The organism is Trinickia dabaoshanensis (genome assembly GCF_002879885.1).
In the GTDB taxonomy this organism is placed as follows: Bacteria; Pseudomonadota; Gammaproteobacteria; order Burkholderiales; family Burkholderiaceae; genus Trinickia; species Trinickia dabaoshanensis.
Genome location: NZ_PNYA01000002.1, coordinates 82,563 through 104,168, shown reverse-complemented (window position 1 = coordinate 104,168; position 21,606 = coordinate 82,563). Strand labels below are relative to the sequence as shown.

The window sequence follows — 21,606 nt, the reverse complement described above, 5'->3', positions numbered from 1 at the left end:
CGCTAAGCCGAACTCGGTTTGCCCGTGAACGCGGAGATCGGTTTATCGACGGGTCGCTCCAACCCGGCGGAAAACGCCTTCATCGCTTCGATGAGCGGCGTGAGCGCTTGCCACAGCGCATCGTCGTGCAACATCTTGTAGGCGCCCGTGAATCCCGGCGCCGTATGCCCTTCGCCGTCCGCATCGGGTTGCCAAGCGCCGATGCATTTGAGCGCGTCGGTCAACGCGAACATCGTTTTATACAACTGGTTCGGCTCGATGCGCGAGAGCGCCATCAACACGATCGACAGATTTTGAATCGCGTTCAACGTTCCGGGCTTGGCGAGTCCGTCGACGAGTACTTGCGCGACGGGCGTCTTCGCGCGGACGAGATCGTTCGCGAAGCGCAGCAGGCCATGTTCGTGCAGGCTTTGCACGAGGCGCTCGAGCGCCTCGTGCGCGTCCGGTTCGATCTTCGGCGGGTCGGGTTCGTAATCGATGCGTTCGGCCATCAGCTTCTCTCCGGATGAGGGGAGCGCAGGGGCGGTTCGACATAGTCGTCGCGGGCCCATTTCACCGTGGCGTCGATACCGGCGTTCGGCGTGCGCGTGTGGTTGCGATAGTTGTTGCTCGGCAGCGGCGCGCCGCCGTTCGGCCGCGGCAGACATTCGAGCTTGACCGCGAGTTCCTTGTACGCGGGCGTATTGACGTCGGGGTCGTGGTGCTCGCCCGTCATTTCGTTGATGCCGGGTTTGCCTTGGTGAATCGGCACGAACAGCGTATTGCCGCGCACGCGGTCGGTGACGAGCACGATCATGTCGGCCGAGCCGCGGCGCGAGGTGAGCCGCACCCAGTCGCCGTCGGCGATGCCGCGCGCTTGCGCGAGCTCCGGACTGACTTCGACGAACCAGTTCGGTGCCTCACGCCAGATGCGCGGCCCGCGGCCCGTTTGATTCGTCGATTGGAATTGCTCGAGCATGCGGCCGTTGTCGGCGAGTAAGTCGTATTCGTCGTCGGCCTGTTCCGCGGGCGCTTTCCATTCAAGCGGATAAAGCACGGCCCGGCCGTCGTCGGTATGGAAGCGCTCGGTATAAAGCAGCGGCGTATCGCTGCCGTCGGCGTTGACGGGCCAGACGAGCGATTTCCACCCCTCGAGGCGCGCGTAGCTCACGCCTTTGAACATCTCGGCGACGCCGGCCACCTCGTCCATGATTTGCGACGGATGCGTGTAACCCCAATCGTGACCCATACGTGCGGCCAAATCGGTCAAGATGCGCCAATCGGGCCGGCTCTCGCCTAACGGGGGCATCACTTCGTAAAAGCGCTGAATGCGCCGCTCGGTATTCACGAACGTGCCGTCTTTCTCGGTGCTCGGACAACTCGGCAGGACCACGTCGGCGAACTGCGCGGTGCGGCTCAAGAAGATGTCTTGCACGACGAAGAAGTCGAGTTCGGTGAAGGCCTTGTGCACGTTTTCCGAGTCGGCATCGGAATAGGCCGTCTCTTCGCCGATCACGACCATCGCGCGGATACGCTTTTGCGCCGCTTCCTCGACCATCAGAAAGTTATCCTGGCCGATCTTGTCCGAAAGCCGCTCGGGCTCGACGCCCCACGCCTTGGCCCATTTCGCGCGGATAGCCGGATCGGTCACCTTCTCGTATCCGGGATAGACGTTTTTCAAACAGCCGAAATCGCTCGCGCCCTGCACGTTGTTGTGGCCGCGCATCGGGTAGCCGCCCGTGCCGGGGCGTCCGTAGTTGCCGGTCACGAGGAGCAAGTTCGACAGCGCGGTGCTCGTGTCGGCGCCGTGGCTGTGCTGCGTGATGCCCATGGCCCAGAGCAGGCACACGCTCTTGGCTTCGCCGATCATATGCGCCGCTCGTACGAGTTCTGCCTGCGAAATACCGGTAATGCGTTCGGCGAATTCGAGCGTAAACGGCTCTAGCGAGCGGCGATATTCGTCGACGCGGTTGACGCGACCGGCCAGAAATTCGGTATCGGCCATACCGTGGTCGAAGATGTAGCGCGACAGCGCGGAGGCCCATACGAGGTCGGTGCTCGCCTTCGGTCGCAAATACAAATCGGCGCGCTCGGCCATCTCATGACGGCGCGTATCGACGACGACGAGTTTCTGCCCGCGATGCTTATGCGCCGCCTTGATGCGCGAGGCGATGACGGGATGATTCTCGGCGGTATTGTTGCCGACGATGACGACGAGGTCTGCCTTCTCGATATCGGCGATGGTGCCGGCATCGCCGCCGTAGCCCACGGTGCGAAAGAGCCCCATGGTGGCCGGGTTTTGGCAGTAGCGCGACGAATTGTCGACGCTATTCGTTCCGATGATGAGCCGCGCGATCTTTTGCGTGAGATACGCTTCCTCGTTGCTCGCCTTGCTCGAGCCGATGAAGCCGATGCTGTCGGCCCCATGCCGGTCGCGAATCTCGAGCAGCCTGCGCGCGACGAGCGAGAGCGCTTCGTCCCAACTGGCCGGACGAAAGCGTCCGTGCTCGCGAATCAGCGGCGTCGTGAGGCGCTTCTCGTCGTTGATGAAATCCCAGGCGAATTTGCCTTTGATGCAGGTGGAGATGCCGTTCACCGGGGCTTGCACCATCGGTTGAACCTTCAGCAAATGCCGCTCGCGCGTCCACATCTCGAACGAACAGCCGACGCCGCAGTAGGTGCAGACGGTTTTGGTGCGCTTGATCTCCGGCTGGCGCCAATGCATGTCCATGACCGAGACGGCAGTGACGGGCGGTGCGCCGATGGTGTTCTCGAGGGTCTTGACGAGATCGATCAACGGCCGCTTCAGCGATTGGGGCATCGCGGTGAACGGACCGGCATCGGGCTGCATCGTTTTTTCCAGCAGCGCGTTGCACGGACACACCGTCACGCAATGACCGCAACTGACGCAACTCGATTCGTCCACGCTCTTGCCGCCGTCCCAGAGGACGCGCGGATGCTCCATCGTGTAATCGATGCTCAACGTTTCGTTGACCTCGACGTTCTGACACGCTTCGACGCAGCGTCCGCACAAAATGCACTGATCGGGATCGTAGGTGTAGAAGGGACTGCTTTCGTCTTTCTCGTAAGGCTTGCGCTGATAGGGATAACGCTGGATCGGCGGGTTCATCCGCGCGACGGTGTCGTGCAGCGTGCAGTCGCCGGTGTTGTGCTCGCAGACCGTGCAATAGAGCTCGTGCTTGGCGAGCAGCCGATCGAGGCCCTCATGGCGCGCCGCTTTCGCCCGCTCGCTGTCGGCGAGAATCGTAAGACCGTCGCGGCTTTGTACCGTGCAACCGCGCACGAGTTCGCCGTCGAGCTCCACCCAACAGACGTCGCAGGTTTGCAGCGCGCCGAGGCTCGGGTGATAGCAGACATGCGGCAAATGCACGCCATGCGCATCGAGGAACTCGACGAGCGGTTGGTCGGGACGGCCGTTCAGTGCTTTGCCGTCGTAGGTGAGCGTGCAGGAGTTGCCGTCTGCCATGGATGTGCCCTCGTCGAATCGTCCGGTGAAACGTCAGCAGTCCGAAATAATTTCGAAAGCGGCGACGCGACCGAACGAGAATGCGAAACCGCGATAATCGAAAAGGCATCAGCATCGTTCGTTCCCGCTCGGACGTGCGTGCGGTGCGCGAGCGGCGATGGCCGGCGGCATGGCCGATTTGCTTGCGACGGCACGATCGATGCTTGGAGCGTTAAGCATCGATGGAGATTTTCATGACGAATGCGCAAGGATGCGGACGCGGCGGCAAACCGCGATGGGTTGCGCGGCAACAGTCGAGGGAGCGATGAGAAAGCCATTGACCTTACTCAAGCTGGGCCGGCGCGCCGCGCGCGTGGCGGCGGCATCGCGCGGGGCGCTGGATTTGCGTCGCGCGGCCGCCTCGGGCACGGTGGCCGGCCTCTGCGCAGCCGGTGCCGCGGCGTATTGCGCGCGGCGGGAAGGCACCACCGCCTATGCGCCGCTCAATGCGGTCACGCATTGCGTCTGGCCCGAGCGCGCGCCGCGCGAAGTGGGCTTCAGCGTGCGTCACACGCTATTGGGCTTGGGCATCCATCAAGCCGCGGCGATTTTCTGGGCCCTGATGTTCGAGCGCATCGCCCCGCGTGCGCCGCGCGAGCATCCTGCCGCGGTGCTCGCGGCCGCGGCCGGGACGGCGGCGACGGCTTATATCGTCGACTACCATTTCGTGCCCAAGCGGCTCACGCCGGGCTTCGAAGCGCATCTGGGGCCGCGCTCGATGACGCGCGTCTACGCGGGTATCGCGTTGGGTCTCGCCGCGGCGGCGTTGCTGCGCTCGGCCAAGCGCTGAGGCGCGCCCGCATTAGTGCGGCCAATGCTCGGCCACGTCGACGAGTGCCTCGCGCAGCCATACGCACGCGGGATCGAGTTGGCTGCGCGGGTGCCACGCCGCGAACATCGCGAAGCCGCGCGCGTCGAACGGCAAGTCGAATACGTCGAGCTTGTCGCGGTAGCGCGTGACGAGCCGGGACGGCAGCGTCGCGACGTAATCGCTGAGGGCGAGCAATTCGGGCACGACGGTGAAGTGCTGAACGGAGAGTGCGACACGGCGCGCCCGGCCCAAGGCGTCGAGGTGTTCGTCCATGAATCCGAAGAAACTGCCCCCGCTCGTTGAGACCAGCACGTGATCCAGCGAGCAATAGGCGTCGAGGTCGGGCGGCGCCGCGCCGCGCGGGTGCCCCTTTCGCTGCACGAAGACGAAGCGCTCGTCGTAGAGTTTGCGCGCCTTGGCCCAGGCGGGCACGCCGCGTTCCGAACCGATCAGCAGATCGATCTCGCCTCGCTCGAAACGCTCGATGCTGCTCGAATGCTCCGACGCCACGAAAGCAAGCTGCACGCTCGGCCCGGCCCGCTGCGCCCATGATTGCATCAACCGGAATCCGAGCACGGCCACCGCTTGATCGCTGCCGGCGATCGTAAAGCGGCGCGTATCGACGAGCGGATCGAACGACGGCTGCCGGCGCACCACGGCTTCGAGTTGCGCGAGCGCGGCGGCGAGCGGCGCGATCAGTTCGGTCGCCCGGACGCTGCGCGTCATCCCGCGTCCGCTCGGCGCGGGGATCAATAGCGGGTCGCCGAAGATCTGCCGCAACCGTGCCAGTTGCGTGGAGACCGCGGGCTGGGTCAAATGCAGCCGCTCGGCGGCACGCGTGACGTTCGACTCCTCGAGCAATGCGTGCAGCGAAACGAGAAGATTCAGGTCGATGCCTCTGAGATCAATCATATTGATGGGTGGGATTCCATTAATTGATTTCAAGAATACGTTGCCCATCGCTACAGTTCAATCGTCCGATCCCGATCGGTGTCACGAACTCAAACGGAGATAACGACGATGAAAGCTTGGATGCTCGACGAACCCGGTAAGCCGTTGGCCCTGCGCGACGAACCGGTGCCCCGGCCGCGCCGCGGCGCGGTGCTGCTGCGCATGGAGGCGGTGCCGCTCTTGAGCTACACGCGCGCCTACATCGAAGGGAAGCTGCCGTATGGCTATCCTCCCGGGCCGTTTTCGCCGGGGACGAACGGCATCGCTCGCATCGAAGCCGTGGGCGAGGGCGTGTTCGGATTCCGGGAAGGTCAACGGGTGGCCGTGATGCCGTATTGGCGCGCCGACGAAACCGTGCAGGAGCCGGAGCAGGTGTTGATCGGATTGACCGCGATCAGCGCCGGCAGCGCGCCGATGCTTGCCGATTTTCCGCATGGCACGTTGCGCGAACTCGCCGAGTTTCCCGCGTCGACGATCGTCGCGCTCGATGGTTTGGATGAGGTCGCATCGACCCGGCTCGCCGCGCTGGGCAAATTCTCCGTCCCGTTCGGCGGGCTGCGCCGCGGGCGTCTCGCAGCCGGCGAGACCGTGGTGGTGAACGGGGCGAGCGGCTACTTCGGTTCGGCCGCCGTGCTCGCCGCGCTGGCCCTCGGGGCGAGCCGCGTGGTGGCGCTCGGCCGGCGCGCGCAAGCGCTCGCACCGCTCGTCGAACTCGGGCATGGACGCGTGAAGCGCGTCGTGCTGACGGGCGATGGCGCGCAAGACGTTGCCGCGATCCGCGAGGCGGCGGGCGGTGCGGCGGACCTCGCGTTCGATATGGTGGGGCAGGCGACCGATGCGCAGGCGACGCTCGCGGCGCTGCGCAGTTTGCGCCGCAATGGCCGGCTCGTGCTGATGGGCAGCATGCAGGCGCCGCTGCCGATTCCCTACGGCGAGATGCTGCTGAACAACTGGGAACTGCTCGGCAACTTCATGTATTCGCGTGCCGATTTCTTAGCGCTCGTCGCGCTGGTGGCGTCGGGGCAATTGTCGCTCGATGCCATCGATGTCAGCGCGTATCCCTTCACGCAGTTGGAAACCGCGATCGACCGGGCCGGCAGCGCGCACGGTTTGCAATGCACGGTCGTGTCCGCCGAGGGCGAGCATGCTTGGTGCTGAAGCGCATCGTACGCCGGCTGTGGCCGGCGTACGAGCGCGCCGCGGCGCGCGGCTTCAGTTCACGAGCATGCCGGTGAGCCAATAAGCCTGCACGAGCGTCATGACGCCGACCACGGCCGCGAAGAACAGGCTATGGCGCAGCGTGAAGCGAAAGAGGGACGCCTCGTGGCCGACGAGTCCCGTCGCGGCGCAGGCAACGGCAATCGACTGCGGCGAGATCATCTTGCCGGTCACGCCGCCGGTCGTATTGGCCGCGACGAGCAGCGTGTCGGACACGCCGATCTGATGCGCCGTCGTGTGTTGCAGCGAGCAAAAGAGCGCGTTCGACGACGTATCGGAGCCCGTCAGAAACACGCCGAGCCAGCCGAGCAGCGGCGAGAAGAACGGGAACGCCGCGCCGGTCCCGGCCAAGAGCAGCGCCAGCGTGGAGGACATGCCCGAGTAGTTTTCGACGAAGGCGAAGGCGAGCACGAGGCCGATCGACAAAATGGGGCGGCGCAGTTCGGCGATGGTTTCGGCGAACGTGCGCGCGGCGACGCTCGGGCGCACGCGCAGCAAGGCGGCCGAGATCAGCGCGGTCAGCAAGATCGCGGTGCCGACCGCCGAGATCAGATCGAGCTTGAACACGGCGTCCAAGGCTTTCGGGGCGCTCACGATCGGGGCCGTCTTGAAGACGAGGCGGTCGAGTCCGGGCACGTGCAGCGAAAGAACGGTCCCCGCGAGCGCGCCGTGCGCGGCGAAGAGCGCCTTGAACGAGGGCAGACTCCAGATCGTGACGACGATCGTGAGCAGACCGAACGGTGCCCACGCGCGCAGGGTTTGAGCGCTCGTGTACGGCGAGCGTTGGCGGCTCGTAGCGGCGAGGCGGCCGGCGGCGGGCGCGCCGCCGAAGCCCGACAGCGCGGCAGCACCGCCGCTCGTCGCGGCGAACTCGGTTTGCGCCGCGGAGCGCGGCTGCCACACCTTGAGGAAAGCCGTCAGCGCAACGAGACTGACGAGCGACGACGCGATGTCCGGCAACTCGGGCCCGATATGGTTCGAGGTGAAGTATTGCGTCACCGCGAAGCTGCCTCCGGCGACGAGCGCCGCGGGCCACGTTTGCTTGACGCCGCGCACGCCGTCCATGATGAACACGAGCCAGAACGGGACGAACAATGAGAGCAGCGGCAATTGCCGGCCCGCCATCGCGCCGACATGGAACGCGTCGATCCCGGTCACCTGTCCCGCGACGATGATCGGAATGCCCATGGCGCCGAACGCGACCGGCGCGGTGTTGGCGATGAGGCATAACCCCGCGGCGTACAGCGGACTGAAGCCGAGACCCACGAGCAGCGCGGCGGTGATCGCGACCGGCGCGCCGAAGCCCGCGGCGCCCTCCAGGAAGGCCCCGAACGAAAAGCCGATCAACAGCATTTGCAGCCGTCGATCGTCGGTGATCGAGAGCACCGATGCGCGAATGATCTCGAATTGCCCCGTCTTCACGACGATCTTGTAGAGGAACACGGCCGTCACGATGATCCACGCGATGGGCCACAGGCCGTAGGCGAATCCGTAACCGGCTGCCGCGAACGCCGTTGGCGCCGGCATGCCGTAAGCGAGAATCGCGACGACGAGCGCCAGCGCGAGTGTGATCGCGGCCGCGACGTGGCCCTTGAACTTCAAGACGGTGAGCGCCGCGAAATAAAAGACGATCGGGATGCCGGCGACCAGGGACGACAGCCCCAGCCCGCCGAGCGGCGTATAGGTTTGGCTCCACATCTGCATATCGGTCTCCTCCGTAAATGCAAGAACAAAGCGGTGCCCGGCCGCGTCGCGTGGCGCGCGGCCTGAGCGTGAATCGGTGCCTGCTGTCGGGCGTGGCCCGCGCGGGTCGCTTATTCGGGTTGGCCGCGCGCGCGCAGCAAGTCGGCCAGGCTTTGCGGCGCGGGTTTGAGCGGCGTGCGGTGATCGGTCCATCCCATTTGCCGCGACGGCGTGAGTGCCGCGAAACGCGTGGCCGCCCAGCGAAAGAGCCGATAAGCGCGCGGGTGCGCGAATGCCCCGCGCCAAAACCGCCATACGAGGTGCTCGCGGCGCGTGTAGTTCGCGCCTTGCCCGCGCAGCGGGTGCGCGACGGCGTCGTCCGGTGCGCGATTGGCCTCGGTGCGCAAGCGGATCAGCAACTGCGGGATGGGAATGCGCACGGGACAGACCTCCCCGCAAGCGCCGCAGAGCGACGAGGCGGTCGGCAGATCCGCCGTTGCTTCGAGACCGAGCAGGTGCGGCGAAATGATCTTGCCGATGGGGCCTGGGTAGGTGGTGCCGTAGGCATGACCGCCGATGCGCGTATAGACGGGGCAGTGATTCATGCAGGCGCCGCAACGAATGCATTGCAGCGTGGAGCGCAACTCCTCGTCCGCGTACGCTTGCGTGCGGCCGTTATCGAGCAGCACCACGTGCATCTCACGCGGACCGTCGAGTTCGCCTTCGCGGCGCGGTCCGGAGATCAGATTGAAGTAGGTGGTAATCGCTTGGCCCGTGGCCGAGCGCGTGAGCAGGCTCGCGAGCGGCACGATGTGCTCGAGTTTGGCCACGACTTTCTCGATGCCGACGATCGCGATATGAACGTCGGGCACCGAGGTCGAAAGCCGGCCGTTGCCTTCGTTTTCGACCAGCCATAGCGTGCCGGTATCCGCCGCCGCGAAGTTCGCGCCCGATAGACCGATGTCGGCGTCGACGAACGCGTGGCGCAGCGCGCGCCTTCCCGTCTGGATCAGCGCATCGACGTCTTCCGTGTATTCGGCATTGGCGATGTGCGCTTCGAACAGACGCGCGATGTCCCGCTTCGTCTTATGAATCGCCGGCATGACGATATGCGAGGGCTTTTCGTCGGCTAGCTGGACGATGAATTCGCCGAGATCGGATTCGGTACAACTCACGCCATGTTCGGCCAGGTAGTGGTTGAGCTCGATCTCCTCGCTCGCCATCGACTTGCCCTTGATGACGCGCTTCGCTCCGTGCGTTTGCGCGATCTCCAAAATCAGCGCGTTCGCTTCCTCGGCCGTGGCCGCCCAATGCACCTGCGCGCCGGCCGCGACGAGATTGCGCTCGAGCTGCGTCAGCAACTCGGGCAGGCGCGCGAGCGCGTCTTGGCGAATCGCCTGGCCGAGATCGCGCAATGCTTCGAGTTCGTCGGCATCGGGAAATTGGGCCGTGCGTTTGTCCTGCAAGAACGTCATCGCGCCGCGAAAGCTCGCGCGTAACGCGGGATCGTCGAGTGCCGCGCGCGCCCGCGTTTTGAAGTCGCCCGGTGCGACGAAATGAAGGGGCTGGGTGCTCATCGGCGATGCTCCGGCGGCGTGGCGGCGCTGGAAGCGCGCTCCTTCGTGACGATGACGACCCACAACCTGCGCGGGCCGTGCGCGCCGTAGGCGAGCGTTTGCTGGATATCGGACGTCTTCGACGGGCCCGACACGAGCGCTAAATTGGCCGGCATGCCTTCGTGCCAGCGCTCCGCGCGAGCCGCTTCGTGCAGGTCGCGGTGCAGCGTATCGGCATGCACGAGCGCGACGTGCAGCGGCGGCGCGAGCGACATCGTGCGCGGCGAGCCGCGGTCGGGTTCGACGATGAGGGTGCCGGTGGCCGCGATGCCCGAACGCGCGAGCGTGAAGCCCGCATCGACGGTATCGAAGAGTTCTCGCTTCCAGGTTTCGATCGGTCGCGCGAAGGAGAGAGCCTCGATGCTGCCGGGCAGCGCGGCGGCCAGCGCGGCGCCCTCGGCGCGCTCCGGATCGAGCAGCAAGCGGCGCACCCCCGCATCGGCAAGGCGGCGTGCCAAGTCGGCCGGCCAGGCCGCCTCGCTCGCACGCCACACTTCGGCATGGGCGGCGCCAAGCGCGCGTTCGAACGCGTCCACGCGTTGCTCGAGCGTTGCCTCGGCGAGCGGACGCCACATGGCGTAATGCAAGTCGACGCGACGATCGAGCGATGCGGCATCGAGCTTCGGCGTGCGCGCGGCGGCGGCTCGCAGCCGCCCTAAGATCAGTTCTCGGGAAGTGAGCATGCTTACCGGCCTCGCGCTTGGGAGACTGACTTGGCGTCGATGGCTTCGGCGAGGGGCGACGATCGCGTCGCGCTCGGGGCCGATGCGTCGTTCGCGTGCGTGGGCCTTTTGTCCGCGCCCGTGCGCCGCCACAAAAAACTGGCCAGATGTTCGACCGCGAGCGGCGCGCCTTCGTGCTCGGCCGCATGACCGATGTTGAGCATGCAGCCGCAGTCGGCCGTGACGAGCCGCTCGCATCCCGTGGCGCAGGCGGAAGCGACCTTGTCGCGCACCATGGCGCCGGAGATGTCGGGATGCTTGAGCGAGAACGTGCCGCCGAAGCCGCAGCATTCGGCTTCGCGCTCGTGATCGACGCGTGTGACGCCGGGCAGCGCATCGATCAGGGCGACACCGTGTTCGCGTGTGCCCATCTCGCGCCGCGCCGCGCACGACGTGTGCAGCACGACGCGCTCGGTTTGAAGCGGCCCCGAGCCCGGCGTGCCGTCTACCTGACCGGCGAAGTCGACTTCGAGGACGTGAACGAGAAATTCGGCGAGTTCGTAGACGCGTTCAGCGAGTTGCCGAGCGTGAGCTTCATGCGTGGCATCGCCCTCGAACAGCTTCGGCCAGTGATGACGCATCATGCCGGCGCACGAACCGGAGGGCACGACGATCGGCCAAGGTTCGGGAAACAAGTCCAGTTGCGCGCGCGCGACCGCGCGGGCCTGCTCGGGGTTGCCGCTGCTGTAAGCCGGTTGCCCGCAGCAGCTCTGCCCTTTCGGGTAGTGCACGGTCAGCCCTTCCCGCTCGAGCAATCGGACGGCGTCGAGCCCCGCTTGCGGAACGAACAGATCCACGAGGCACGTGGCGAACAGGTAGACATCCGTGGGCCGATGCAGTGGGTAGTGCCTTTGCCTTTGCGGCATGTCTCTCTCCAAAGCCGCTTTTCGTCGACGGCGTTGAGCGCATAATTGCCGCAATCGCAACAGGTCACAAATTGGTTGGACCAATGCGACGAGACGGGCGCCGCGAAGCGATGGCGGCAAGGAGAGTCGGATGAAGCAGACCATGGGGAACGGATCGCGCGTGCAAGCCGCGATGCGCGCGTTGGAGACCTCGTTGCTCGACGGCACGTTCGCGGCCGGCGCGCGGCTGCCGGCGGAGCGTGCGCTCGCCGAGCGCTATGGCGTTTCACGTAATACGATTCGCGAGGCAATCCAGCGGTTGGCCGCTCGCTCGCTCGTGCATAGCCGTCCGGGTGCGGGCGTGTACGTGACGGATCGGTTGCGCACCGGGGTGGCGTCGCCCTGGGGCGAACTCGTTGCCGACCATCCCGCGCTACGCGACGACATCTTGGAGTTTCGCCGGGTGTTGGAGGGCGCCACCGCCTACTTTGCGGCGATGCGTGCGTCGAAAGACGAGATCAAAACGATCGAATCGCTGATGCGCACGCTCGAGAAAGCGCGGCGCGACGACGACAAGGCGGGCGAGGCGCAGGCCGATGCGAAACTGCACGAGGCGATTGCAAAGGCTTCGCACAACGCGATGTTCTTGCATCTACACGCGGGGGTGCTGAGCGTGCTGCGCGAGCATATCGCGATCAACGGCACCGGCTTGCGCGAGCAGGGCGAGGACGCCTCGGCGCTGTTGCTGCTGCAGCATCGCACGCTGTGCGACGCGATTTGCTCGCGTCGCCCGGAGGAGGCGCGCACGGCGATGCAGACTCACATCGACTTCGTGCGCCGCCAAGTGAACGAGGGCGGGCGGCTCAGCTAACCGTCGCGCGCATATTGGTCCAACCGCGCGTGCGCCGCAGCACCGGAAACGCCACGCATCCGATCGCTGCGACCGCCGTGACGAACCCGGCGAGGGCCGCGACCGTGCCCGGCAACTCCGCGACGAGGTAGATGGCGAGCGAACCCGCGATCATATGCAGCGCGCCCATGAGTCCCGATGCGGCGCCGGCGTTGTCGGGGAAGCTCGTCACGCCCCCGGCGAAAGACAGCGGCAGCATGAAACCGTTCGCGAGCGTGACGACGGAAATCGCGAGGATCATCGGCAACGGTGTCGGACGGCCGAAACTCGCCGCGATCAGCGATGCGGCGCCGGCTGCGAGAATCGCGAGCCCCACGCCGATGAGCCGATCGATGCCATGCGTTTTCGCGAAATGGCGCGACGTCAGATTGCCGACGATATACGTGACGGACAAGCTCATATAGCAATAACTGATCGTCTTCGTCGACAGGCCCATGCCGACGAGCAGCACGGGCGACGCGGCGAGATACCCCAGATACACCGCGTAGCCCACGCACAGAATGAGCGCATAGGACCACAAACGCGGCTGCACCAATAGCATCGGATAACTGCGGAACGTGCGCGCGATATTGCTGTGGCGATTCGCCTTGGGCACCGTCTCCGGTATGTAGATGGCGAGCAAAAGCGCCGCGGCGATGCCGAGCGCGGCCGTGAACAGGAACGGCGCGCGCCACGACACGTAGGCCGTGATATAGCCGCCGATCAGCGGCGAGAGCGCCGGCGATGCGCCGACGATCGGCATGATCGTCGTGAACGTGTGCGCGGCTTTCTTCGCATCGAAGATATCGCTCACGATGGCTCGGCCGATCACCATCCCGGCACCCGCGCCGAGCGCCTGCACGATGCGGGCGAGGCCGAAGACCGTGACGTTCGGCGCGAGGGAGCAGCCCACCGATGCGGCCGCGTAAAGCAGCATGCCGCCGATGACGAGGCGGCGCCGGCCGTAGGCATCGGAAAGCGGGCCGTACAGCGCTTGCGCGAGCGCGAGCCCCACGATGTAGACGCTGAACGTATGTTGCAGCGCCGAGATCGGCGTGCCGAACGCACGCGCCGCGAGCGGCATGCCCGGGAGGTTGATATCGGATGCGACGAGTCCGCTCGCGCTGAGCAGCACGAGCGTGACGAGCAGCACCCCTCGAGGGATGGCGCTGCGCGATGGGTTCATGACGTTCGTTTCCATGGTTACAGGTCGTTGGTTGTTCCGCCCCGGACGCTCGGTCGACCCGAGCCGGTAGGCGCGATGAGCACGAATCACAGGACCGAAGCTTAATGACCGGATATAATGCCGTCCAAGACTTAATTGGTCATAGTTGATGCCAAAAAGGACATAATCATGGAGTTGCAGCAACTGAGGTACTTCGTGGCGGTGGCTGAAATGGAGCACGTGGCGCGCGCCGCCGAGCGGCTGCACATCTCGCAGTCGCCGCTTTCGCGCCAGATCCGGCAACTCGAGGATCATCTCGGGCTGCAACTATTCGAACGCATCAAGCAGCGCGTGAGGCTCACGCCGGCAGGGCGGGACTTTCTCGAGCAGGCGCGCGATTTGTTGAGCCGCGCCGAACGCGTCGAAGAACGCGCTCGGCAAATCGGCAAAGGCGAGGCGTGCTCGGTGTCGGTCGGCTATTGCGAGGGCATCATCCACAACGGGCGGCTGCCGGCGGCGCTGCGCCGTTTTCGCGCGGCGCACCCTCGTGTCAACTTGAAGCTCGCGGCGATGCGCTCCGGCGAGCAGATCGATGCGCTCGAACGCTCGCTGATCGATATTGCGTTCGTCTACAACTTGCCGCAGCCCACCGAATCGTTGACGAGCCGTTTGCTGACGAGCGAGCCGTTCGTGCTCGCGCTCGCCGACGACCACCCGTTGGCCGCCAAAGACGAGGTGATGCCGAGCGATCTGGACGGTATGCCGTGGATCGCGCTGCCGAAGTCGATCAATCCGGCCGCGCGCGAGCGCTTTCTCGCCGCGTGCGCCGCGGCGGGTTTTACACCCGATATTCAATTCGAGGTGGCACAGGTGTCGACGACGCTCGGTCTCGTCAGCGCGGGGCTCGGCGCCGCGGTCATGCAATCGAGCATGCGGCGGATGAGCCCGCCCGGCGTGGCGTTCAAGCGGATCGATTGGCTGCCGCTGGGCGTGGATATCCATCTGCTGTGGCGTGCACGCGCGCAAAGCGCGGGCGTGCGTCACTTCATGCGGGCGCTCGAGGAAACGCAGGACGCCGGCTCGCTCAAAGCGTTCAGCGCTTGATCAGGTTGTGGGAGTAGGCGAGGGCGACCACGTGGCTGCGGCTGGACGCCTTCAGTTTCTCGCGAATGTTCGCAACGTGGAATTTGACCGTGCGTTCGCTGATATCGAGGATCGCGCCGATCTCGCCATTCGTCTTACCTTCCTTCAGCCAATCCAAGACTGCGAACTCGCGCGCGGTCAGCGGCGCGAACGCCGCCGGCCGCGCGCGGGACGGCTCGGCCCCGCAAGGCGCGACGCACGCGGTGAGCGGGTGTTCGCCGAATGGCTCGTTGCGATTGCTCATACCTTCTCCATTTCCTGGCGCCGCGCTGCGCGTTCGTCCGCGCGGCAGGGCCCGGCTAGGCATACGTGCGAAAGCATAGAGCGAGAAGGCATGCAAACCCATCGGCGAAATCACATGCAGGATATGTGCGATTGACGATGCCGCACCGCGCGCCCCGATGGATGTCGTTACTTCGCCGCGATGGCCTGCGCGCCGCCGGCGCCGCATATCGGCGCGGTGAATGCGAGTTCGGCGGAGCGTTGCCTGCCGTAGCGCAATTTGTCCACGAATCCCGCGACGTCCGCCTTCGCGCGCGCGAGCGGCTCGGTCACATGTGAGATCAGCGCCGTGGTGGGCGAGACGATGGCGACGTTCCCCATCATCCCCCCATCTTCGTGATCGAGCACATGGCAGTGCATGACGAATTCGCCGGTGAAGTCTTTGTACTGCGTGCGCATGACGATCGTATAGCCCGGTTTGATGAACACCGTATCAAGAAAAACGCCGCGCAGCGTACAGTACTCCGCGTCTCCGGTAGCCAATTCTTGTGCGGTGCAATTGCCGCTCGAATCGTAGATGGAGACGCCCTTCGCGTTGAGAATATCGACGATCTCGAACGGATTCACGTGGATGTGAAAGACGTGCGCGCCGTTGCTGCCCGCGGCGATGCGCCATTCGTCCGTGGTGCCGAGCACGGCCGTGTAGTCGATTCGCGCGGGATCGTATAGCTGGGCGTTCATGACGAACTGCGGCTTGCCGTTCGCCGCGGTGACGTTCATCAGCATCGGCACTTGCTTGTTGATCGGGCCCGCGAGCGGCTGCTCCGGTGCGTAGACGTGTGTGTCGAGCGTGCGTAAATCGGCGAGCACGCCGGCGGGCAGATCGCTGTTCGCATCGACGAGCGAATTGCGTACGTATTGCCAGTATTTCGAGTGGCCGAGGCCGTCCGGCGTGTAATCGGGCACGTTCGTGCCGGGGCCGATGCGCACGAAGGCGAGCAAACGGCGATCCTTCACTTTGTCGGCGCCGGGTTGGTAGGCGATCGTCGACGAGACGTCCGCGGCTTCGTCGAGTATGCAATAGAGGCCCGGCTGCGGAAATGCGACGAGCACGTCGCGCCGATAGCCGGGGTTCAGCGTCGCGACGTCTTCCTCGATCATGGCGTTGCGGGTCAAACCGTCGTCGGCGATTTCGACTTGCTTCACCACTTCGCCGCCGCACAATTGGTCGAGCGTTGTGGCGGTTTGCGCGCGCGTATGCGGGCCCGCCAACAACGCGCGGGCGGCCCGAGCGGCGGCATCGATCTCTTTCGTGCTCGCGCTAGCGTGGGCTGCGCCGCCCACGGCCGTCAAGTTGGCCTGCACGATTTTCAGATTGATGGTGTCCCGATCGCCGCCGTGCACGAGACGCCAGCGCTGAATCTGGCCCGCGGGCAAGAACGTGGTGGCGGTGGGATACATCGGTTGGACCACACCGTTGATCTGCGTGTAGCGCCCCGATATCTCCCAGGTCGAGTTTTTGCGACCCGTGTGGCCCGGGCGCGGATCGGCAACGAAGTTCAACTGATTCGTGTAATTGCGCAACTCGCCGACGCTGCCGGACGGACAGACCCACGCGAAGGTCACGGGATCGGCGAGCGGCGCCGAGGCTTGGGCATTCGCGAAACAGCCGTATTCGATTTGTTGAAACAGAAAGACGTGTTCGGGAAACGCGCCACCCGCGCGATTGTGGAGAATCGTGTCGATATCGGCGATGCCGCCATTGGCCGCTCGATCGGCGGCCGTGCGCCGGCCGCGAACGATCAACACGCCTTCCATTCCGCTGGCGACGTCGATCGCGGTCGAGCCGTGATGGTGCGAGTGATACCAAAACGTCCCCGACGGATGATCTGCCGGGATTTGATAGACGTAATTGGCCGAGGCGCCGGGCGCGATGCTGATGAATACGTTGTCGCTATTGCCGGACGGCGAGACGTGCATCCCATGCAGATGCAAGTTCACGGTGTTGAAGCAATGCGGGCTATCGTGGCCGGCGTCGGGCGGACACGTCGTGGCCGATTCCGCCGGCAACGTATTTTTCAATTGCACCTTCAGCGTTTGGCCCGGAGAGACGTTGATGGTCGGGCCCGTCGGGCATCCGTCGTAAGCGCGCACGTTCACCTGATCGTACGCATCCGTCGAGGGGTTGTAGATGCTGTACGTCGAATAGCCGGCGGTTAGTGTGATCGGGCTGGAGCCGTAGGCGACGTAGCCGGGGCCGCCGCACGTGGCCGGCGTGGAGAAAGGGCGGACGCTATGGCCGGCAGGCGGCGCGGCTGTCGCAACCGTGCACACGCAGAGCGACGCGCAAGCCGCCACGGCGGCAAGCAACCGAGAGAACAACCGCATGAATAACTCCGCGTAGCGATCGATATTTTGGGGAATTGATTGAAGACGCTGTGAGCGTGACGCGCTCGAGCTTGTCGCGCGGTCGATAGCGCGGAGAAAATACTAGCAATTGAACGGTTTAAAAAAATGCGTATGTAAAAAACGCGGGTTGATTGTCCGAAAACCACTTTTCTCTCTAGGGATGGTTGGCGCAAATAGCTTAAAATGAGGACCTCGTGGCGCTTTTTATGAGCGTGAGTAGATGGAAAAAAATTCATTAAGAATTCATCAGAAAATTATTGATCGGATGGATTGAAGTTTACGCTCCGGATGCCGATACCCCTTTTAACCGCACTAGGAGGGCGGCTTCTATGACAACGACTATTCGATTCGCGCGTTCACGCAAACGTTTGGTGGTGAAGGTTCCGCAAGGTGCGGCCGCCCGCCATCTTAGATGGACGCCGCTGGCGGCGCTCGTACTGGCGCTCGCGGCTTGCGGGGGCGGAGGCGGAGCGACCGGTGCGACCGCATCGACACCCGTTGCCGCGGCGGCCTCGCTGACGGGTAAGGCGATCGACAGCCCGATCGCGGGGGCGCAGGTGGTCTTTACGTCGGGTGCGCCGCAAGGCGATGCGGGCGCGACGGTAATCGGCACGGTCACCGCCGGCGCCGACGGCTCGTTCACGGGCAGCGTGACGTTGCCGGCGACGAGCGCGCCGGTTTTCGCGAACGCCACCGACCCGAACCAGACGTCTCTCGTTCTGTCGAGCTATCTAGGGACGGCCACCTCGCTCGCGGCCGCCGGTACGCTGAGCTCGACCGAGTTGCCCGACCTCGACGTCACGCCGGTTACGACGGCGGCGCTCGCGGTCTACGCGCAGGTGAACGGCGGGGCGTATGCCAATCTGACACACGCCGCATACGGCACGACGCTGCACACCTATCGCGGCGATATTCTCGTCATCGCATCGGCGATCAAGGCAGTGGGCGACAAACTGTGCACGCCTTCGGCGAGCATCACTTCGACGACCAACTTGGCGGCGGCCATCGCCGCGGCATCGAACTTGACCTCGGGCAATTCGACGACGCTCGCATCGGCGGCGGCCGCGCTCGGCGGAAATTGCGCGACGGCGCTGACGACCCTGCAGCAAGCGATCGCGTCCGACGATGTGTTCGGGCCGCAGTTGAGCACGGGCGACGTGGTGGAGTCGGGCACGTCCGTGGTTCCCGCCGGGGCCTATCAGTTGCAAGCACTGGTGGCGGAAACGGGGCTCGGCGCGAATCTGACGGCATCGAACGTTGCCGCGGCGCCGACGAGCACTGCCGCGCCCAGCGTGTTCGCCGATACGACACTGACCGTTGCGAGCGACGGCACGATCAGCTCGACCGACGGCAACGTGACGGGTGTCGTGCGCGGCGCGCTGGTCAAGCTCACGATCAAATCGGGTGTGCAGACTTACCAATTGCGCGGCAAGCTCGGCGCCGTGCCGAGTGCGCTCGTAACGGGCGGTAGCGCGTTCGCCTTGCAGGGCGGCGGGCTCAACGCGGGAACGAACGTGCTGACGAATTTCTCCGCGGTTTTGGCGGCGAGCGGCGCAGCCCCGGTCTGGAACGGCGTGACGGTGCCGGCCTCGAGCAGCGAAAGCGCGGGAGTATCTTGCGCGGCGGGGCAACCGATTCGCTTGAGCGGTTTCGTGCCGGGCGTCGGGGGCGGTGTGCTCGGCGAATGTGTCGTGCCGAGCGCCTCGGGATGGACGATGTCGAGCCCGGCTTCGGTGAAGGGCGAATTCGATTTCGAATTTGCGACGAGCAATACGCCGACGGGAACGCCGACGCTAACCGCTACGACTTGGACGCCTGCATCGCCGGCCTCGTTCATTCTCACCGATGCGGCCGCGAGTTTCGCGCTGAACGTGGGCTCCGCGGCGCCGGTGAGCGGAACGGGGTACTACGTCATGGGCTCGCGCTCGATCGTCTTTGCGACGGCGACGGTCAACGGCGTGTTCATGGCTTCCGAGAGTGCGCTGATGAAAGCCGACGATTCGAGCGATAGCCCGGATCATTGAGCGGCGGTTGCCGGCGCAAATGCGCTGGCAACGATGAGGGCAACGGTCGCCACGCGCTGTTGCCCGTTTTCAATTACCACAGCAGCCCCAGCATGACCGCCTTGACCGCGGCCTCGGTCTTGTTCGTCGCATTGAGCTTGCGCATCGTGTTGACCAGATGGAATTTGACGGTTCGTTCGTCGACCGACATGATCATGCCGATCTCCACGTAGGTCTTGCCCGTTGCCGACCACTTCAGCGTCTCGCGCTCGCGGCACGTCAGCTCGACGCCATACTCCGGCGCCAATTGAGTGGCCAGATAGGCGCTCATCGCACAGTTCACCGCATTGACGAGCCACAGCATTCGATACTCTTTGCACATCAACTCGCGGCCCTCGATGGGCTCGCTTGAGCGGGCCATCGTTACGAGCCCGATGGACCCGTTTCGGCTCGTCGCCGGCATGGACCATCCGTAACGCAGCCCATGATGCGCCGCCTCCTCCCAGAAATCGGCGCTCTCGGTTTGGCCGTCGGCCTGCCAAATCAAAGGCAGCGACTGCGTGAGCCCGTGACGGACGGTGGGATCGATCGTGAAATAGTTGTGACTCACGTAACGCTCTTTCCACGCATTGGGGTAGTCCGACTGAAGCACGTAGCGCGGATTGCTGATCGGGAATGGCACTCGCATACCGAACGAGCAATGTTCGAAGCCCAGTTCATGAGCGGCATTGGCCAATTCGCTGAACACCTCGGATTCGGATTTTGCGGTGGCAAATGAATTTATATAATCCTCTCTCCATGCATCCATTGTCGAGATCCAAGTGTTGATCAATGCCCGGAAGAATGGTACAGAAAGACCGGTACATTCTGCGAATCAGGAAGGTGAAGTAATAATTTCTGCGTGGCTCTGAGATATCACATGCATCGGTAAATATGTTCAGAAAACGTGTGTGACCTATCGGTTTCGGTCCGATGCGTCAACGGGAATGGAATTCCATTTATGCCAGACGCATCGTGTCGGGCAAAAAAGGCTCGAGGCCATGAAGCGAACCATGTTAACACAGCAGGGCGACGGATATGTGCGGTTGACGTTACCCGCCTTTTGCGCATTGCGGTTTCATCAACTGATGTGCCTCTGGGATTCCGATTTGCTCGCGGATTTCTGGGATGCAGGGATTCCGGCGGTGAATGCGGGTTATTACGAACTCGTCTGCGATGATGTGCAGCCTGTCGTCAGTGTCGGCTGCGCCTGGTACGTCACGGCCGGGCAAGGCGATATCAGGATCGGCCCGGCCGACGTGAACACCAACGTCATGCTGTTGGACACGCGCGGCATCGATTACGGCGCGCAATGCAGCCGCGAGGCCGTGCAAGATTGGCTGTCTTCCGGCATCCGCCGCGATGCGCTCGAGGCGGCTGTCAATAGGGAGGTCGAGCTCCGGCGCGCATCCGTCTGATTCGCGGTGTAAGTCCGCTCCTCCCACTTCGCATTCGCATTTATTAAGCGATTCAAGACCGGCGTCGATCGAACTGATTAAACGTTCGGTTTTTTCATTGCGTGTCCGGCTTCGCATGTCGAAGTCGCCTCCTCGCCGCTTGGCGGCCTACGTGTTTGCGTATTTTTGATTTCGGCTCATCCAACCCTGCCCACTCGGGCAGCTATTTCGATGACTCGATATTCGATTCAATAGCGCCAACAAAAACGGAGGAGTGACCGCTATGTTGCGTTTTTTGTCAGGGACAGGCGCTGAATTGAGCTCGGAGACGATGCATCGGCTTGCGCAATATCGTCATACGGTTTTCATTCAGAAACTCGGCTGGCCTTTGTCGACAAACGACGGGTTGGAATCCGATGGTTTCGATCACGCGGATACGCTCTACGTCATCGCCCACGATCGCAACGGGACCGTTCACGGTTGCGCTCGTCTATTGCCGACCAATGAGCCCTATCTGCTCGGCGAGGTCTTTCCCGGTCTGATGGGCGATACGGCGCTTCCTCGTGCCGCCGATGTCTGGGAGCTCTCGCGCTTCGCGATCAGCATGCCTGCCTCGGAAATGCTGTCGGCGAAGGACGCATGGGAGAACACCTGCAACCTGATGGCCGAAATCGTGCGAGTCGCCCGGGCGCACGGCGCGCGCCGGCTGATCGCCTTCTCGGTGCTCGGCAATGAGCGGCTGCTGCGCCGCATGGGCGTGAACGTGCAGCGCGCCGCTCCGCCTCAATTGATCGACGGCAAGCCCACTTTGCCGTTCTGGATTGAGATCGACCGGCAGACGCTCGACGCCCTCGATATCGAGCCGGCGCCCGCGTGGCTGCCGATGCGCGCGCCCGATCGGCACTCGGCGCCCGAACGGGGCGCGCTTGAGCGCCTGGGCTGACGTCGCGCGGCCCTAGGCATGCGGCTTTCAATGGCGGCTTGCCCG

The 21,606-nt window shown here is 64.4% G+C and carries 18 protein-coding genes; 7 read left to right on the top strand and 11 right to left on the bottom strand.

Going from position 1 to position 21,606, the window contains the following annotated elements:
* Window positions 1–2: 2 nt before the first annotated feature.
* The gene (locus C0Z18_RS02410; protein ID WP_102643780.1) at window positions 3–491 is read right to left on the bottom strand and encodes a DUF1641 domain-containing protein; all 489 of its coding nucleotides are present in this window, start codon (window positions 489–491) and stop codon (window positions 3–5) included.
* The gene (gene fdhF / locus C0Z18_RS02405; protein ID WP_102643779.1) at window positions 491–3,466 is read right to left on the bottom strand and encodes a formate dehydrogenase subunit alpha; all 2,976 of its coding nucleotides are present in this window, start codon (window positions 3,464–3,466) and stop codon (window positions 491–493) included. Before fdhF ends, C0Z18_RS02410 begins: the two co-directional genes overlap by 1 nt.
* Before the next feature lie 304 nt (window positions 3,467–3,770).
* Here fdhF and C0Z18_RS02400 point away from each other — a divergent pair, with 304 nt between their 5' ends.
* On the top strand, window positions 3,771–4,295 hold the full coding sequence (locus C0Z18_RS02400) for a hypothetical protein (protein WP_233216893.1): 525 nt from the start codon (window positions 3,771–3,773) through the stop codon (window positions 4,293–4,295).
* Window positions 4,296–4,307: 12 nt separating this feature from the next.
* Here the strand turns inward: C0Z18_RS02400 and C0Z18_RS02395 are convergent, their stop codons facing one another.
* Window positions 4,308–5,228 carry a LysR family transcriptional regulator gene (locus C0Z18_RS02395; RefSeq protein ID WP_102643778.1) on the bottom strand — a complete coding sequence of 307 codons (921 nt, stop codon included), beginning with the start codon at window positions 5,226–5,228 and terminating at the stop codon, window positions 4,308–4,310.
* A gap of 108 nt (window positions 5,229–5,336) precedes the next feature.
* On the opposite strand from C0Z18_RS02395, the gene C0Z18_RS02390 reads away from it, so the two are divergent.
* On the top strand, window positions 5,337–6,425 hold the full coding sequence (locus C0Z18_RS02390) for a zinc-binding dehydrogenase (protein ID WP_102643777.1): 1,089 nt from the start codon (window positions 5,337–5,339) through the stop codon (window positions 6,423–6,425).
* A 54-nt stretch (window positions 6,426–6,479) separates the two neighbouring features.
* Here the strand turns inward: C0Z18_RS02390 and C0Z18_RS02385 are convergent, their stop codons facing one another.
* The 4 genes from C0Z18_RS02385 to C0Z18_RS02370 form a co-directional block, all read right to left on the bottom strand.
* Complete coding sequence (locus C0Z18_RS02385) at window positions 6,480–8,189, bottom strand: lactate permease LctP family transporter (protein WP_102643776.1); 1,710 nt, start codon at window positions 8,187–8,189, stop codon at window positions 6,480–6,482.
* A 110-nt stretch (window positions 8,190–8,299) separates the two neighbouring features.
* Window positions 8,300–9,745: a LutB/LldF family L-lactate oxidation iron-sulfur protein gene (locus C0Z18_RS02380; RefSeq protein ID WP_102643775.1), complete on the bottom strand. Its 1,446-nt coding sequence runs from the start codon at window positions 9,743–9,745 to the stop codon at window positions 8,300–8,302.
* A complete protein-coding gene (locus C0Z18_RS02375) occupies window positions 9,742–10,467 on the bottom strand; it encodes a LutC/YkgG family protein (RefSeq protein WP_102643774.1) in 726 nt (241 codons plus the stop codon). Before C0Z18_RS02375 ends, C0Z18_RS02380 begins: the two co-directional genes overlap by 4 nt.
* Window positions 10,468–10,469: 2 nt before the next feature.
* Window positions 10,470–11,372 (bottom strand): (Fe-S)-binding protein, encoded by a 903-nt coding sequence (locus tag C0Z18_RS02370; RefSeq protein ID WP_102643773.1) that lies wholly within the window; start codon window positions 11,370–11,372, stop codon window positions 10,470–10,472.
* A gap of 130 nt (window positions 11,373–11,502) precedes the next feature.
* Between C0Z18_RS02370 and C0Z18_RS02365 the strand changes: the two genes are divergently transcribed.
* A complete protein-coding gene (locus C0Z18_RS02365; protein WP_233216864.1) occupies window positions 11,503–12,222 on the top strand; it encodes a FadR/GntR family transcriptional regulator in 720 nt (239 codons plus the stop codon).
* Here the strand turns inward: C0Z18_RS02365 and C0Z18_RS02360 are convergent.
* A complete protein-coding gene (locus C0Z18_RS02360; protein WP_102643772.1) occupies window positions 12,215–13,441 on the bottom strand; it encodes a multidrug effflux MFS transporter in 1,227 nt (408 codons plus the stop codon). The two genes, C0Z18_RS02365 and C0Z18_RS02360, sit on opposite strands and share 8 nt — an antisense overlap.
* 153 nt (window positions 13,442–13,594) lie before the next feature.
* Here C0Z18_RS02360 and C0Z18_RS02355 point away from each other — a divergent pair, with 153 nt between their 5' ends.
* Entirely contained in the window at window positions 13,595–14,509 is a 915-nt protein-coding gene (locus C0Z18_RS02355) for a LysR substrate-binding domain-containing protein (protein WP_102643771.1), read from the top strand.
* Here C0Z18_RS02355 and C0Z18_RS33370 read toward each other — a convergent pair.
* On the bottom strand, window positions 14,499–14,792 hold the full coding sequence (locus C0Z18_RS33370; RefSeq protein ID WP_269845257.1) for a response regulator transcription factor: 294 nt from the start codon (window positions 14,790–14,792) through the stop codon (window positions 14,499–14,501). The two genes, C0Z18_RS02355 and C0Z18_RS33370, sit on opposite strands and share 11 nt — an antisense overlap.
* Before the next feature lie 167 nt (window positions 14,793–14,959).
* A complete protein-coding gene (locus C0Z18_RS02345) occupies window positions 14,960–17,158 on the bottom strand; it encodes a multicopper oxidase family protein (protein ID WP_102643769.1) in 2,199 nt (732 codons plus the stop codon).
* 350 nt (window positions 17,159–17,508) lie between these two features.
* Between C0Z18_RS02345 and C0Z18_RS02340 the strand changes: the two genes are divergently transcribed.
* A complete protein-coding gene (locus tag C0Z18_RS02340) occupies window positions 17,509–19,203 on the top strand; it encodes a hypothetical protein (protein WP_146013921.1) in 1,695 nt (564 codons plus the stop codon).
* 73 nt (window positions 19,204–19,276) lie between these two features.
* Here the strand turns inward: C0Z18_RS02340 and C0Z18_RS02335 are convergent, their stop codons facing one another.
* Entirely contained in the window at window positions 19,277–19,930 is a 654-nt protein-coding gene (locus tag C0Z18_RS02335; protein ID WP_233216863.1) for a LuxR family transcriptional regulator, read from the bottom strand.
* 292 nt (window positions 19,931–20,222) lie between these two features.
* Between C0Z18_RS02335 and C0Z18_RS02330 the strand changes: the two genes are divergently transcribed.
* Both C0Z18_RS02330 and C0Z18_RS02325 read left to right on the top strand, forming a co-directional pair.
* Window positions 20,223–20,639 carry a DUF4902 domain-containing protein gene (locus C0Z18_RS02330; RefSeq protein WP_102643991.1) on the top strand — a complete coding sequence of 139 codons (417 nt, stop codon included), beginning with the start codon at window positions 20,223–20,225 and terminating at the stop codon, window positions 20,637–20,639.
* A 262-nt stretch (window positions 20,640–20,901) separates the two neighbouring features.
* A complete protein-coding gene (locus tag C0Z18_RS02325) occupies window positions 20,902–21,561 on the top strand; it encodes an acyl-homoserine-lactone synthase (protein WP_102643766.1) in 660 nt (219 codons plus the stop codon).
* The last annotated feature ends 45 nt before the right edge of the window (window positions 21,562–21,606 follow it).

What these genes read in the sequence shown, in the direction of transcription:
- C0Z18_RS02410 (WP_102643780.1), bottom strand. Translation starts at nt 491, where the DNA reads ATGGCCGAACGCATCGATTACGAACCCGACCCGCCGAAGATCGAACCG.
- fdhF (WP_102643779.1), bottom strand. Translation starts at nt 3,466, where the DNA reads ATGGCAGACGGCAACTCCTGCACGCTCACCTACGACGGCAAAGCACTG.
- C0Z18_RS02400 (WP_233216893.1), top strand. Translation starts at nt 3,771, where the DNA reads ATGAGAAAGCCATTGACCTTACTCAAGCTGGGCCGGCGCGCCGCGCGC.
- C0Z18_RS02395 (WP_102643778.1), bottom strand. Translation starts at nt 5,228, where the DNA reads ATGATTGATCTCAGAGGCATCGACCTGAATCTTCTCGTTTCGCTGCAC.
- C0Z18_RS02390 (WP_102643777.1), top strand. Translation starts at nt 5,337, where the DNA reads ATGAAAGCTTGGATGCTCGACGAACCCGGTAAGCCGTTGGCCCTGCGC.
- C0Z18_RS02385 (WP_102643776.1), bottom strand. Translation starts at nt 8,189, where the DNA reads ATGCAGATGTGGAGCCAAACCTATACGCCGCTCGGCGGGCTGGGGCTG.
- C0Z18_RS02380 (WP_102643775.1), bottom strand. Translation starts at nt 9,745, where the DNA reads ATGAGCACCCAGCCCCTTCATTTCGTCGCACCGGGCGACTTCAAAACG.
- C0Z18_RS02375 (WP_102643774.1), bottom strand. Translation starts at nt 10,467, where the DNA reads ATGCTCACTTCCCGAGAACTGATCTTAGGGCGGCTGCGAGCCGCCGCC.
- C0Z18_RS02370 (WP_102643773.1), bottom strand. Translation starts at nt 11,372, where the DNA reads ATGCCGCAAAGGCAAAGGCACTACCCACTGCATCGGCCCACGGATGTC.
- C0Z18_RS02365 (WP_233216864.1), top strand. Translation starts at nt 11,503, where the DNA reads ATGAAGCAGACCATGGGGAACGGATCGCGCGTGCAAGCCGCGATGCGC.
- C0Z18_RS02360 (WP_102643772.1), bottom strand. Translation starts at nt 13,441, where the DNA reads ATGGAAACGAACGTCATGAACCCATCGCGCAGCGCCATCCCTCGAGGG.
- C0Z18_RS02355 (WP_102643771.1), top strand. Translation starts at nt 13,595, where the DNA reads ATGGAGTTGCAGCAACTGAGGTACTTCGTGGCGGTGGCTGAAATGGAG.
- C0Z18_RS33370 (WP_269845257.1), bottom strand. Translation starts at nt 14,792, where the DNA reads ATGAGCAATCGCAACGAGCCATTCGGCGAACACCCGCTCACCGCGTGC.
- C0Z18_RS02345 (WP_102643769.1), bottom strand. Translation starts at nt 17,158, where the DNA reads ATGCGGTTGTTCTCTCGGTTGCTTGCCGCCGTGGCGGCTTGCGCGTCG.
- C0Z18_RS02340 (WP_146013921.1), top strand. Translation starts at nt 17,509, where the DNA reads ATGACAACGACTATTCGATTCGCGCGTTCACGCAAACGTTTGGTGGTG.
- C0Z18_RS02330 (WP_102643991.1), top strand. Translation starts at nt 20,223, where the DNA reads ATGAAGCGAACCATGTTAACACAGCAGGGCGACGGATATGTGCGGTTG.
- C0Z18_RS02325 (WP_102643766.1), top strand. Translation starts at nt 20,902, where the DNA reads ATGTTGCGTTTTTTGTCAGGGACAGGCGCTGAATTGAGCTCGGAGACG.